Genomic DNA, 14868 nt, shown 5'->3' with positions numbered 1-14868 from the left:
TTCTAAGCATCTATACTTTAGTGTCACAATCAAAAAATCCTTGAAATCAATTTCAAGGCTAAGAGCTAAAACCTGTTTCAACAGGTTAATACCAAACCCTGGTTTGTTATAGCCATAGACAGATCTGTTAGGACAGGGGGGTGTGGGGGCTGCGCCCCCACGCAGGGGAGGCAGGGCGGTCTTGGGGGTTCCCCGCTAGAGCCACTGCCGTGTGGAACCCCTGCACCCCGTCCTAAGCCTGTTGGCTATAGCTATACCCCCCTTTTCTCGGAGTCCGAGCAGGCAAACTTTGTTTGTGTAGCCGCGATTTCTAGTCGCCAGGTAATATTAGGGGCTAGGTATTTCAGTCAGTTTTAACTGACTTGAGCTTTCAGCCAAGAACTTGAGTTCTTCGTTTCGTTTTGCAATTTTACTGAAATTTCATGGATGCCAGCATCATTATTCCCACCTACAACGGTGGTGACCTATTACGGCGCACTTTACAGGCAATATATACCCAAGAGACTAGCAAATCCTACGAAGTAGTAATTATCGATTCCGGCTCCCGTCCAGATACTAAACAGGTATTGCAGGAATTTCCGATTAAACTCATCGAGATCGATAACCGCGAATTCAATCATGGACTTACCCGCGATCTAGGTGCAGAGGTATCTACAGGTGAATTTTTACTTTTTATCAACCAGGATGCCGAACCCGGAGATCGTCAATGGCTGGATCTGATGGTGCAGCCTATGGTTGACAATGCAGCGATCGCGGCGGTGCAGGGTGGCATTAGGGAACGCCATGACATGCAGCGTTTTTTCTGGGACTCCTGCGGCGAGACGTTTTACTTCACCTCAGAAGCGAAAAACTGGATTAGTACCTATCACAACATGGGATTCTCCACGGTTAATTGTGCTATCCGGCGATCTGTGTGGCAAGCATATCCCTTTGGCAAAATGGATATTTTTGAGGATAAGGGCTTTCAGGGGCGCATACACAAAAAAGGCAACGAGATCGTCTACTCCGAAGGTTTTGTCTACCATACCCACGACTATAACTTTGCCCAACTGCGGCGCAGGTGTATAGACGAGGGCTACGGCTGGCGGCTGGTGGGCGAAAATTATGCCCTCGGAGCCTGTATCAAGGACATATTTATCCTGGCAAATTACAAGAAGTTATTAAAAGGCATTCGCGATCGCAAAGTGCGTCAGATTTCCGAGATCGTCTTCCCATTTTTGCGTCCCGTTTGGGTTTACATAGGTAACCATTACAGTCAAGGGTTAACGCGCAGTTAATTCATGTCGAAATTCACCCGAGTAACTAGAAAATTCTTTAAAGCGATCGCTGTTGTTGCGTTACAAGTTGCGTTAAAATGACAAAGCCCTTTGGGGGTGTGGCGGAATGGTAGACGCTGCGGACTTAAAATCCGTTGACCTTAACAGTCGTGAGAGTTCAAGTCTCTCCACCCCCATGTTTTATGGAACGTCAAACTAGAGTTTTAGTCCTGATTTTAGTCCAAGTTCTATGATTGATATAAAAGGCAAAATCGCGATCTAAAAACGCGAATCGAACAAATCGAACGATCTGACACGATTAAAGCTTGGGTTGAGAGATTTGAAACAGATTACTTTAGCCGTCGATCGCGATCGCCAAAAACAGAAACCACATGGGAGAAAGACTATGCAGCAGTCTTTACCAAGTTACCGAAAGGCAAGTTGCTAACCGCTGAAATTTTAACCGCTGCCATGCTAGACACCAAACCGGACACGCGCACAAGAAAGCGCTATTGCATAGCTTTGGGGGCGCTAGCCAGATTTGCCCAGCTCGGCATCGACCTAAAACCTTACTCTGGCAGCTATTCACCCAGCAAAGTAACACCCAGGGAGCTACCAGACGATCGCACGATCGTGCAGTGGTACTACAAAATCAGCGATCGCCCCTGGCAATGGATCTACGGAATGCTGGCTACATATGGTTTGCGTCCCCATGAGGCATTTAACCTCAGCATCGATGACATGCCGATCGCTACGGTGCTGGATGGTAAGACAGGCGCTCGCCAGGTGTGGGCATGTTTTCCAGAGTGGGTAGAGCAATTCGATTTGCTTAACGGTATGCGCCCAACGGCGGCAGCGAAGAATAACACCTACTTGGGGGCAAAGGTAAATAAGTTTTTTAAGAGAGTGGGAATACCATTTCAACCCTACGATCTGCGCCATGCATGGGCGATCAGAACGCTTGAATTTGGCTTAGATATCTCCCTAGCAGCGCAACAGATGGGACATAGCGTACAGGTACATTCGACAACTTATCATCAATGGATAACGCATCGTCATCATCAGAGAGCCTACGAAGCATTGATGATGCGATCGGATCGCCCTAAACCTCCTAGTATTGATGACCTATGAAACGTAGAGACTTAGAGGAACTGAGGAAACAGCAGCGCGATCGGCAGCAACGGAACAGAAAGCTTTGGCTCAGATACGGGCTATTGGTCTTAGGCATAGGTGGAATCTTGTTTTGGATGTTCCTTGGCAAACGGCTTTTTAACGCAGCTTTAGTCTCTGGCGATTGTAAGAGAATTTCAGACGCTTTGAATAGCTCTAGTGTTTGGAGATTAAGTGATGAATTTGTTCAAAAAGGGCCGTTAACTAGAATACGCGATCAGCCGATTGATTCACAAAGAATTACTGAAATTGCAAATGAGATAGATGCTGAAGCTGAGAGGATGAAAGGTTCATTGCTCATCCAAGATGATTTGTTAAGGCAATATTACCCGAAACTTATTGATGGGTTAAAGTTTCATGCTTCTCACATTAGGAACTATTTATCCCAACCACCAACAAAAAATTATTCAGGAGATAACTGGCTATATAGCAGTAACAGTCCAGCGTCAGAAAGCTTTTATCGCATAGGAGCTAGATGCCAAGGAATAAGTTACAAAGAGTTTTTAGAAATAGGTAGGCAACAAGCTAATGAGTTTTTGAAGAAGTTGTAATCTCAATTTTTTTTTGGTACACTGTAACCACCAACCACTCGCCAAAGTATTGGTAGCTCAGCTTTTTGAAAATGAAGTTAAGCCAAAATAATTAAACAATCAAAAAGCCCCCAAGCACTTGGGGGCTTTTTGTCAGCCACCCTCATCATCTTCGCCCTGGCGCTGGTTGATCAAGATATCTAACATGCGATTAGTCTCAGTGCGCAGACCCGCTATCTCGCTCTGCTGTTGGGAGATTATGCCAATCATATGCATAAATTGGCGACTAGCCTCAGATTGTTCCTGTTGTAGCATTGCTTGACTTGACCGCATCTCTGAAAACAGTTCCCGCAATTCCCTAATCTGTTCGCCATTTCGAGCGATCTGCTCGCTGTTTTCCGCAACGGTTGTAGCCAGCCGATCCAATCTCTCATCTGTCCATCTCTCTACTGTCATGTTACTCAACCTCTAAATCGATCTCTGACTGCTGATATTTGATAGCCTCAAATAAAGACCTTTCCTTAACCATACTGAGATGGCAGTCAATCAGCTTGTACCAGCTTCTAGCTCGTTGCAACTCGTATTGCAGTTGCCCTACGCTCATAGCTTCCAAGTCTTCACTGCTAGGCCGCTTGCCTGTGGTAATCCATTCTCTAACCCACTTGGAAACCTGCAAAGCAAAGCTGGGACTGCACCACTGAGCAAATTGAATAGCAATATCGGGATGCGCCCAGGTGCCGCCCCCAAATCTACCCTCTTGAGTGACGATCGCAGGTTTTAACTCCCCCGAATTCGGGGGAGTTAAACTTTCAAATTCAGCGATCGAGTCCTGAGTTGATTGGTTGGTTAACCATTTGTCGATGCGCTTACCAGTGGCATTAGCCATCTCGTTTAGGTTTATATAGCCGTCAATGTCCCGCTGGTCGATCGTGACGGCCTTGTATACGTGCTGGATGAAGTTCATGACTATTTGACCTCCTCATAATCAAAGAGTTCTTCAGGCTGACATTCCAAGGCTTCGCACAGTTTGGCAATACGAACAAACCAATCAACACCGTTTCTATTGTTCTCCCAATTACGGATAGTAGTTTCTGTGACACCTACAGAGTCAGCAAGCTGACGCTGAGTTATCCCTAATTTCTTGCGTAGTAACGCTACTCGTGACATTGGTATTTCTCCCATGTAAAAGCTTATATCAATATTTTACCGTAAATGTCCTTACAAACAAATATTTACGAAAAAGTATTGACGCCATAAAAACTCTTACGGTAGTATTCTAAAAGTAAAGGCGATCGCTTCATTAAGTCGCGATCGCCCTAGCAAAGAACCAAGAAAACGCAATAGGAGAACCCATATGTGTCCACCAATTCGCCCTGTAAGGGTAAATGACCCATTAGAAGCACTGGCGGTTAATTTAATCAATGCCGTGCCTTGGGATGAAGTGATAAAGGCATGTTTTGCACCAGTGATATGAAATCCGGTTAAATAGTAGACTTAATCGTAAATAGTCAAAGACTTGTGTATAGCATTTTTCAATTGAGAACAGGTTTTATTGACGGGGTGAAGGGGTGAAACCACTTCTTGGGGGCAACGCCCCCAAACCCCCTTCTCGTTTTCATCTGAAAACCGCTACAGCAAGGCTTTCAGGAATGACCTAAAATTAAGCGAAATGCTTGCTGCATAAGCTTTTGATGGCATTTTGCTTTTTTATTGCCGATAAAGTCTAATAAGTATATACCCGGATTTTATATAATACCAATTCTAAGAATTATGGCTATAGATGGAAGTCACACTAAATGTATCTATTACCAGTGTACGTGAAGATCCCCCCTAACCTACTTAAAAAAGGGGGGAACTAATTAAAGTCCCCCTTTTTAAGGGGGATTTAGGGGGATCTAAATCCGTAGTATAGCTTTAGAGAATTGGTATATTGCTCCGGCAATGATAGAGCGTGCATTTTTTAGGTAGTGACCCTTGAAACAACCGTATCTCCTGTAATATCTCAGGTTGCCGGAGCAATAACACCAAATTGAGATTGCGACGATTAGGAGAGAGAAAAAGATTAGTAGTGCCATGTCTTAATTTCTGCCTGCTTAAGTTGCTTGCATGCCAATATTGAAGCTCATGCTAATGCGATCACGATCGCTGAAATTGGGTTCCACACCATGCAAGAGCCAACTGGGAAAAATTATGATTCTGCCTTCAACTGGCTTAAAGGTGACTTTTTGTAGCGTCCAAGGCGATACCTCGGCAACAGGTGGTAAGAATACATGGGCGGCTTCTCTAGGATCGCGGAAAAATACCCCGCCGCAGTTTTCTGGAGCCTGGACGTAATAGACGGCACTTAAGAGAGAGTTGGGATGGGTATGAATGTAGTTAGAAGCAAACCTACCGTTAACAATTGCCCAACAACTATGCACGGTAAGTTTAACCCTTGAGAGATCCCAGTTGATTTCCTGCACTACCTGGAGAGCCTTGTCAGCAACTAAACTCACAATATCCTTAAACTCTGTGCGGGTCTGAAAATTATCGGCACTATGCCATCCACCAGCATTTGATAGTAAAACTCCTTGCGGATCTTTTTTCCTCTCTGCCAGGATTGCTTCTAATAATCGCTTGTTAAGTGGCAGAAAGTTGTCTACATCAAAATGCCAGATGGAAGTGGGAAACCAGTCGCTTCTATTAGACATAATTTTCAGTATAGTTTCAAATATGGTTCTAAAATGGGATGTAGGGGTAATCCTTTATGGTTGCTCCCTTTGATTTAGGGTAGGCATGGGGCGATACCTCTGCAATTATCGGTATATTTTTTATGGAAATCTCCTAAGTCACTTTCTGAATCGGGTCGAGTTTAGGATTAATTATTTTGCGCCCCATCTTAGGAAACTTGACGGCAATAAATTTCTTATCTCCTTCGCCAAATATGTGGGTGATTTCGCCCTCACCAAAAGCCTCATGTTCGAGCCGATCGCCAATTTGCCAATTTTCGGAGGGCGATCGCTGCGATTGGCTAGACGATTTGGCATTCTTTTGCAGGCGATCCAGGCTGTTAACCGAACCAATGCGCTTGTAGGTCGGCAGTTTATTCTTGCCGCTACCACTCAGCAGTTCCTTGGGTAATTCCGCCAGAAACTGCGAAGGGCTGGTCGGCTCGCGGTTGCCGTACAGGCGGCGTTCCTGGGCATGGGTGAGAAATAACTTCTCTTGGGCGCGGGTAATTCCCACGTACAGTAGGCGGCGTTCTTCCTCTAGCTGCATGGGGTCGGCTAGCGATCGGAAACCTGGGAATAGCCCCTGCTCCAATCCCACCAGAAAGACAACGGGAAACTCCAATCCCTTAGCGGAATGTAGGGTCATTAGCGTTACTCTTTTGCTATCTTCAGGCGAGTCGTCCAAACTGGATGCAAGTGCCGCATTAGCTAAAAAGGCTTCCAATGAGTTATCCTCATTTTCCTCGGCAAACTGAATTGCCGCGTTCACCAATTCTTGTAGGTTCGATAGGCGATCGGCGGCTTCGTCCGTACCTTGAGCTTGCAAATCCGCTGCGTAACCAGACTCGGTGATGATACCTTGAATTACTTCAGTCGCTGAGATGGAACCCGCCAAATCCATCCATTTCTGAATCAGGTCGGCGAATGCCAGGACGGGTTTGGCCGATCGCCCCGCTACAGTTTTCACGGTTGCCTCATCAGTTAAAACCTGGAATAACGGTATACCTAGGGCTTGCGCTGATTCCACCAGTCGATCGATCGTCGCAGTTCCAATACCGCGTCGTGGCGTGTTGATTACCCGTAATAGACTGACAGTATCCGCAGGATTGGCAAGCACGCGCAGGTAGGCCAATAAGTCCTTAACTTCACGGCGATCGTAGAAACGCAGACCGCCGACGATGTGATAAGGGATGTTCCAGCGTACCAGCATGTCTTCAAATGGCCGCGATTGGGCGTTCGTGCGATAGAGAATCGCGAAATGTCCTAAATGACAGTCGGGAATTTCCGCTTGGATAGCTCGAATGCGATCGCTGACGTATTGTGCTTCGTCAATTTCGTCGTTGACGCGATGCAGGACGATCTTTTCACCTTCAGGGCGAGTAGGACGGAGCGTTTTCTCAATTCGTTGTGTATTATTCTCAATTAACTGGTTTGCTACTTCCAGGATATTCGCCACCGAGCGATAATTTTCTTCTAGCTTGATCATGGTTTTTGTTTCGTCATCGGGGAGGCGATCGCCAAATGCCTCTTGAAATTCCATCAGAATTGTAAAATCGGCTAGACGGAAAGAGTAGATCGATTGATCGGCATCGCCCACCACAAAGATAGAGCGCCCCTTCCAATCATAATCTTTCCTGTTGACTCCATTAGTGGCGAGCAGGCGAATCAGTTCGTATTGAGTGCGATTGGTGTCCTGGTATTCATCGACGAGGATGTGATGGAAGCGACGATGCCAGTAGTTCAACACTTCTGGGTTCTGGCGAAATAGTTGTACGGGGATAAAGATGAGATCGTCGAAGTCCAGGGCATTATTGGTTGCCAGGCGCTCTTGATAGATTTCGTAAACTTGAGCGATCGTGCGACCGCGCAGCCCCGGCTCGTTAGCTTCTAGCTGTTGTGGTGTCCAGCCTCGGTTTTTGGCATTACCGATCGCAAAGCGGACGGAACGAGGTTCGTACTTCTTATCGTCTAGATTCAGTTGTTTAGTGACAATCTCTTTAACGAGAGATTGGGCATCAGAATCATCAAAAATAGAGAAGTTCTTTTGCCATACGTGCCCTTTGCTATCGGCGTACTTATTGATATCAAACCTCAAAATGCGGGCGCACAAACTATGAAATGTGCCGATCCACAGGTCTTTGGTGTAGTTGTGATAAACCTCCGATTTAAGCCGCTTTTGTTCAAACTCCCCTAGTTCTGCGTAGGTGCAACCGTGTTTTGCTAAAGCTTGCTCCTGGGCAAATAATGCCTCAATGCGTTCCTTCATCTCGCGGGCAGCTTTATTAGTAAAAGTTACCGCCAGAATATTACTGGGATCGATCCCGCCATGCAAAATCAGGTTGGCAATGCGGTAGGTGAGCGTGCGAGTCTTACCCGATCCTGCCCCAGCCACCACCAGCAGTGGGCCTTGGGTATGGCTGGCTGCCTTTTGTTGCGAGGGGTTTAAATGGCTTAAGAATTTAGAACTCATGGTGCAGAAGGTTCTTTGAACTGAGCGGGTTATGGCAAACTATAGATCATAATGGCATAAGTTAGCGATCGCTACGGCTCGGGCGCTGCCGCAGTTTATTTAGCAGCGATCGCAGATACCTCCAACTAGACGCGCGATCGCCGTAGCGCCAATCCTGATATGCCTTGGTAATCTCTAGAATTGCACTAGCTTGATGCGGTTGCACGCGATTTATCACCTGTAAAGCATATTCCTGTGGAGTTTGATGCGGAGATTTACGCATACCTCGCTCGGACAGGAAGCGCAGCATCAACTGGTAGGTGCGCTGGACTGGCTCCAGGCGACGCAGGCGCAGGAGATCGAGTCCCCAGACGATCGCCTGCCAACTTCCCCACAGACCTAGCACTACAGAGAATAGAATCAAAGCACCGACAATAAACCCCGTCCAACCCAGGTTAATCAGCCAGTTCATCAACCCGATAAATACGCTACCGATCCAGCGTCCGATGGTATTAAATACGACGGTAAAAAAGCCCACTACAGGTGATGGTAAAAAGCCCGCTATCCAATTCCAAAAAGTTTGTAAGGTACTAAATGTTTTATCTTCCTCAATGGAAGCAGGAAATAGATTCCTCCCCGGCACGGGATCGAAAGCAATCCAACCGTGACGTGGGAAGAACACCTCCACCATCGAATGGGCATCGGTATTCATCACTTCATACAATCCAGTGAATGGATTGTATTTGCCCGGGTCGAAGCCCACCATATATCTGGCTGGAATGCCGAGCGATCGCAGCATTAATACCATAGTGCTGACAAAGTGGCTGGGCTGACCGCCGCCCTGCTTGAGAAACTGCAAAACCAGGTCGCTATTCGGATCGTTCGAGGGTGTGGCACTGAGCTGCAAATCTTGAATGCGATAGCGTTGTTTTAAGGTTTGGGCTAGATATAGAGCCTTATCGTAGGGATTATCAAACTCTAGCTTTTTATCGCCCACAACATTGGTGGCTGTGTCCAGGATCTCCTGAGCCTTGGCCGCGATTGCACCTGCGATTGCAGGAGGCACCTTGAGATAGAAGGAGCGAATCGGTGTGGGATATCTCTGCGAAGCTTTACCTAGAGCTGTGCGATCGCGAAATGGTACAGATGAGATTACCGTATAGGTTAGATCGACGGGTAGAGGCCCCGGCGCGCGCAGACCGCCCTCGCTATCAAAATCCACTTCTTCGCTGGGGAAGTAAAGTCGGGTGGGCATAAACGCGGCTGGGATGAGATTGGGAAGATTCTCTGCCACAATCGTATATGTTTGCACGACATCCCTAATCTCTCCAGTCCTTGGGAAAAGGCCGGGCGCGTCCGGCAGGTAAAACTCGTAGTTAAAGACCTGACGGCGCAGAGTGCGAATCTGAGATCGATCGTTACGCGAGATCCGCCAGCCCCTACCCGTATATTCATCGTAGGACAGCACGCGCCAAAATAATTCTGCCTGCGATCGCACCCGCATCACCAGTTCTGGTTTTAACGGCACGTTCCTGGTTTCATCAATCTCGGTACCGAATAAGGGAGGCAAGACTGCTGGTTCGGTGGCGCTATCTCCACCCGTCTCGTTATTATTACCAGCCCCACCACCTTGTCCCTGCCGTCGGGTTCTGCCAGGGGTGACAATCCCACCAGCCGGTATCTGGCGTTGAATGGTGACATTGCCACTAACAGGGAAATTCCGCAATTGAAAGCCCGGCAATCGCGGCAGTAGAGCAAAAATACCCAACCCCAGGACTGTAACTGCCACCAATAGCCCCAACATCGGTAGGGGAGCCATGCCCATACTTTTAAACTGTATTTTGGGTGTGGGAATTCCCAAGCGCGAGCGATGATCGAGAATGAGAACTGGCACGGCGATCGCTAAAAATAGCAGTAACCATAAACCGAAGATCGTAGTCTGGCTGAGCGTGCCTGCAACGCCCAAGAGGATCAGCCCAATAACCGTCGAATATCCCAAATCCTTGCGGCGCGGTAGATCGAAACTATGCAATACTTGCAACTGGATCAGCAGTTTGGCCAGCAATAACCTGGTTTCTTCGGCTTGAGTAATCAGGCTGCCGAGAAATGACACTAACATCGCGATCATGGCGATCGCAATTAAAAACTTGACTAAGATATTCCGCCTGTGCCGTGCGTACCAACCCCAACTTGCTCCTACCGCGCTGAATGGAATTGCCCAGACACTATTATTAGTATTCCCTGCCACATCACTGGCGGCAATTCCGACAAATACCAGTAATTGCACCATGACTCTGAGCGGGATCGATTCCTCCGCCTCGGGTAACGGTTGCGATTCTATGTAGTGCTGGAAATTGCGAAAAGGCGGAAAGCGTTTGAGTGTATTGGTAACGGCAGACATTTTCTAGTCCTGTTTAAATATCCGTGGAACTTACACACTTGAGATCTGAAATCTTCTCGATCTCTTTACCCTCTTAATTGTTGTAAGAGGGTAAAATCCCAGAACCCTTTTTAAAGGGGCTGGAGGATCTAGCTGCATAAATCCAGATCTGAATTATAGCTATAGCCAATAGGCTTAGGACGGGGTGCAGGGGTTCCACACGGCAGTGGCTCTAGCGGGGAACCCCCAAGACTGCCCTGCCTCCCCTGCGTGGGGGCTGCGCCCCCACACCCCCTGTCCTAACAGATCTGTCTACGGCTATAAATATAGCACTGCATCAACTACCTGATTTTCCCGAAAAGCTAAATGCTCTCGAACCAATCTCATTGTTATAGCGGTTTTCAGATCGTAAGAGGTAGGGGGTTTGGGGGCTTTGCCCCCAAGAAGGGGTGGAACCCCTTCACCCCATAAACTAACGCCTTTCTCAATTGCAAAACGCTATATAACAGTGACAGCGATCAGAGGATATAAAAAAGGGGTAGTCCTAAAGAAGTAAGGATGCATTGTAATGACGAACAAAATGCCAAATAGCACCAATGTGATTCTCTATAGCAGTTTTCATCTGAAAACCGCTATATTTCCTCCATCGCACCAAGTGAAATCAGCGTCATTTTCTGAGCTTCAGTTAATCCGGTAACGCCCATAATATTCATACCTTCGTAGGGGCGATCGGCTCTCAGTGTCTTCAGACATCCACCAGTTGCGATATCCCAAATTTTAATCGTTTCATCTTCGCTCCCACTCGCAAGCGTTCGGGCATCGAGACTGTAAATAACTGACTGCACGGAGCCATGATGCCCTTGCAAAATTGCCTGAACTTGACCCGCACGCGCATCCCAAAGCCTAACTTTGCAATCGTCACCGCCTGTAGCAAGCATCTTACCATCGGGACTGAAAGCCACTGACCAGATATCGCCTGCGTGTCCATCTAGGGTTTGCCAGCACCGACCCGTACGCACGTCCCACAGTTTAATCGTGCGATCGCGGCTGCCACTGGCAAGGGTCTGACCGTCAGGGCTGAAAGCCACCGACCAAATCTGCGCTGTATGTCCGGCAAAGGTCATTAGCAGTTCGCCAGTTTGTACGTGCCAAAGTCCCAATGTGTTATCATCCCAACAACCAACTACGAAAGTTTCATGGGGATTGTCGGATTTGCCTACCGGGGCAAAGGCGAGCGCCCTCGTCCAGATAGTCTTCACCGACAGGATGCGATCGCTCTGATAGGTGTTGAGATCCCATAGTCGAATAGTTCGATCGTGAGAAGCGCTGGCTAGAATTTGAGCGTCGGGACTAAAAGCAACTGCACGAATCCAACTGCTATGTCCTGACAGGGTGCGGTAACATTGCCCGGTATTCGTATCCCAAAGCTTGACGGTTTGATCGCCACTCCCACTGGCCAGAATCTTTCCATCAGGGCTAAATGCCACGGAGCGCACCCAACTGCTATGCCCCGCTAAGGTGTTGAGACATTCTCCCGTACTGACATCCCATACCCGCACCATGCGATCGTAGGAGCCACTGGCAAGTTGCACGCCAGAAGGATGGGAAGCAATCGACCAGATGCGACTGCTGTAACCCTGTAAGGTCTTAAGACATTGTCCCGTGCTAACATCCCAAAACCGGATGGTTTGATCGCCACTCCCACTTACCAATTCTGTCCCTGAGGAATTGAGCGCAATCGTGCGGACTTGACTGGTATGTCCTTGTAAAGTTCTCAAACACTCGCCAGTATTGACATCCCACAGTTTGATCGCGCGATCGTGGGAACCGCTGGCAAGTATTTGCCCGTCCGGGCTAAAGGCGATCGACCAGACTTGACTGCCGTGCCCGCGCAGTGTTTTCAGGCACTGACCCGTCTGGATATCCCATAGCTTAATTGTCCGATCGCCGCTACAACTAGCGAGCATCCTGTCAACAGGACTAAAGGCAATAGAACTAACCTGGGCTTCATGTCCAGATAACATCTGGATGCACTCGCCCGCGATCGTATCCCATAGTTTGATTGCCCGATCGCCGCCACTACTAGCGAGAATTTGCCCGGTAGGGTCGAACGCAACGCATTCGACCCAACTGGCGTGACCGTGTAGAGTATTGAGACATTCACCAGTCTGAACATCCCATAGTTTAATCGTGCGATCGATGCTGCCACTGGCAAGCACCTGCACGTCTGGATTAAAAGTAACGGTATGGACGTAGTCGGTATGTCCTAATAATGTAAGGAGACAGTTCCCATCTCGAACATCCCAAAGCTTGATCGAGTTGTCCTCGCCCGCACTAGCAAGGAGTTGACTATCAGGACTGAATGCGATTGACAGAACCCAATTTTTGTGTCCTTTGAGCGTAAATAACTCTTGTCCGTCGATCGATTGCCACAAGTGGATATCTTCACTGGTACCTGCGGCAGCTAGCAGTCGATCGTCAGGGCTAAATGCTACAGATAGAATACTGCCAAAGGTTTGAGCAAATGTAGATTTACTCAGATCGCAATAGGCAAAGTTGGTATGATGTAGATTGACATCCTGGAGATGAGCTTGTCTGACACTCAAGTGAGAGAAATCATAACCAGTTAGGTCGATTTGGAGTTGATTCAATAAATTGATTAGATTGCCGCCTGCATATCCAACCGTGCTGGGGAATTGAGATCGCAGTTTAAATAAAATTTGCTTGAGTTGGTGCTCTACTTCTGTTTTGGAGCGAAACTGACAGATCAGGCGTGCGGCCAGGGGTGCTAAAATCAGGTGGGTTTGGCTCGCACGCACGTAATCCTTAGCTTGAGCTTCGATCAGGGCATGGCTGATAAACAAATCCAGTTCCTGCGTTGCCAATTCAGTACAGATGCGATCGAGCAGTTGTTCCGTTACGTATTCCATCACTACGGGTTGCAATGTGAATCTGCCAGCACTTTTCTCAATTAGCGATCGCCGTGACAAAGACAGTAGTGCCTCTAGTAAAATATGCTGCGGTGGGATTGGCACAAAATCCTCGCGCAGTTCTGTCAACGACACCGATTCGCGATGGATTGCCAGCCAGTACATTACTTGCTTTTCAAAGTCTGACAGGCAATGAAATTGTTCGTCCAGGAGTAAGTTGATATCGCCAAATGCGATCGTCCCCTGTGCTAGGAACTCTGGAATGCTGCCATCAAATAGATCGCGTACTGTGGTGGAGACGATCTTGAGCGCGAGGGGATTGCCAGCATATATCTCGGTCAGATCGTCCCAGTCGGTCTCTGTTTGCGAGAAACAACCATCGGCTTGGCAAATCTCCTGGATCTCTGAAGTATTTAAGCCGGTTAAAAGTAAGCTGCGCACTGGAAGGTTAGCTCCCTCTAGGGGAGTTAATACTTTGGGATTCTCTCGACTGGTTAGAATTAAACAACTAGAATGGAGTTCGCTCCCTACCCTTCTGAGTAATTCTGCATATCCCTCGCATCCTGGTCGATATTGCAGGGCATCAGAACCCAATCCAGAGTCTGGTAACGCATTTACCGCGTTAGCGCCCAGAACCGTATCGAAGTTATCAAATATTAACAAACAGCGAGACGAGCGTAAAAGTTCTATCAGTTGAGAAATAAGAGTTCCAATTGATAGCGACGGTATGGTTATCTGCTGGTGGGAGAGATATTGAATAGAGTTAACCAGTACCTCGGCGATCGGCGGAACGTTGCGCAAAGATTGCCAAATTAGAAAGTCGAACCGATCCTGGCATTGCTCGGTTAGTTTTGCCACTAATGTAGTTTTGCCAATACCACCCATCCCCACTACCGATACTAAGCGGCAGCGATCTTCAACCACCCACTGTTGCAGGCAGCTCAGTTCCGTCGCGCGTCCGTAGAATAATGGAATATCAATAGTTGTACCCCAATATTTGCGATTATCGTAGTTGGCAGGTTCTTCTGATAAGTTGGGTATGGGATCGGGTTCTGAATGGATAGCATTAGCGTTGGGTGCTTGTGCATGTACCAGTTCAGTCTGAAGCATTTGCCGTCGCAATACGGCCTGCACGTTTTTCTTAGTAACCTGCTCGCCAAATTCTTGACTGAGTTGTCGCCATAGCTCGTAACCAACATCGCGGATATAGCTGACATCGTAATTCAAATGCTGAGCGATTTGCGGGTAAGTCCATCCTTGCCAGGAATAGCTAAACACAGTTTCCTGTATATCTTTGAGCTTTGCTCCTTGTAAAAGGGTGTCGAGTTGCGCTAAAGCCTCTTTGGGAGTCATGAGTACGAGCCATGTTGCGTCTGCGTTACATTTTAACCCGATCTTTTGTTCCCCAGCACCCGATCTTTTCCGATCTTAATAACCCGATC

The 14868-nt window shown here is 47.7% G+C and carries 10 protein-coding genes and 1 tRNA gene; 4 read left to right on the top strand and 7 right to left on the bottom strand.

Translation table 11 applies throughout. The annotated features are described in order from the left end of the window. Positions 1–422 precede the first annotated feature (422 nt). The 4 genes from PSE6802_RS0114215 to PSE6802_RS0114200 all read left to right on the top strand — a co-directional run bounded on the left by PSE6802_RS0114215 (position 423) and on the right by PSE6802_RS0114200 (position 2977). Positions 423–1277, top strand: a complete 855-nt coding sequence (locus PSE6802_RS0114215) for a glycosyltransferase family 2 protein (protein ID WP_019500727.1) — start codon at positions 423–425, stop codon at positions 1275–1277. Between the two features lie 92 nt (positions 1278–1369). Beyond that, positions 1370–1453, top strand: a tRNA-Leu gene (locus PSE6802_RS0114210). A gap of 244 nt (positions 1454–1697) precedes the next feature. Further along, a complete protein-coding gene (locus PSE6802_RS29005; protein ID WP_019500726.1) occupies positions 1698–2387 on the top strand; it encodes a site-specific integrase in 690 nt (229 codons plus the stop codon). Beyond that, positions 2384–2977, top strand: a complete 594-nt coding sequence (locus tag PSE6802_RS0114200; protein WP_019500725.1) for a hypothetical protein — start codon at positions 2384–2386, stop codon at positions 2975–2977. The genes PSE6802_RS29005 and PSE6802_RS0114200 overlap by 4 nt, the downstream gene beginning before the upstream one ends. A 132-nt stretch (positions 2978–3109) precedes the next feature. On the opposite strand, the gene PSE6802_RS0114195 is transcribed toward PSE6802_RS0114200, so the two are convergent. The 7 genes from PSE6802_RS0114195 to PSE6802_RS0114165 form a co-directional block, all read right to left on the bottom strand. Continuing rightward, positions 3110–3412, bottom strand: coding sequence for a hypothetical protein (locus PSE6802_RS0114195; RefSeq protein ID WP_019500724.1), 303 nt, complete (start codon positions 3410–3412; stop codon positions 3110–3112). Position 3413: 1 nt separating this feature from the next. After that, positions 3414–3920 carry a KilA-N domain-containing protein gene (locus PSE6802_RS31120; RefSeq protein WP_019500723.1) on the bottom strand — a complete coding sequence of 169 codons (507 nt, stop codon included), beginning with the start codon at positions 3918–3920 and terminating at the stop codon, positions 3414–3416. Between the two features lie 2 nt (positions 3921–3922). Beyond that, entirely contained in the window at positions 3923–4123 is a 201-nt protein-coding gene (locus PSE6802_RS0114185) for a helix-turn-helix transcriptional regulator (protein WP_263970350.1), read from the bottom strand. Between the two features lie 926 nt (positions 4124–5049). After that, a complete protein-coding gene (locus PSE6802_RS0114180) occupies positions 5050–5646 on the bottom strand; it encodes a TIGR02466 family protein (protein WP_019500721.1) in 597 nt (198 codons plus the stop codon). A 133-nt stretch (positions 5647–5779) separates the two neighbouring features. After that, complete coding sequence (gene pcrA, locus PSE6802_RS0114175; protein WP_019500720.1) at positions 5780–8137, bottom strand: DNA helicase PcrA; 2358 nt, start codon at positions 8135–8137, stop codon at positions 5780–5782. A 61-nt stretch (positions 8138–8198) separates the two neighbouring features. Next, the gene (locus PSE6802_RS0114170) at positions 8199–10517 is read right to left on the bottom strand and encodes a transglutaminase TgpA family protein (RefSeq protein ID WP_019500719.1); all 2319 of its coding nucleotides are present in this window, start codon (positions 10515–10517) and stop codon (positions 8199–8201) included. 611 nt (positions 10518–11128) lie between these two features. After that, on the bottom strand, positions 11129–14779 hold the full coding sequence (locus PSE6802_RS0114165) for a WD40 domain-containing protein (protein ID WP_019500718.1): 3651 nt from the start codon (positions 14777–14779) through the stop codon (positions 11129–11131). Positions 14780–14868 lie beyond the last annotated feature (89 nt).

The organism is Pseudanabaena sp. PCC 6802, assembly GCF_000332175.1.
GTDB lineage: Bacteria > Cyanobacteriota > Cyanobacteriia > Pseudanabaenales > Pseudanabaenaceae > PCC-6802.
Note: the sequence above shows the minus strand (reverse complement) of the source record. Positions and strands in the feature narration are given on the sequence as shown.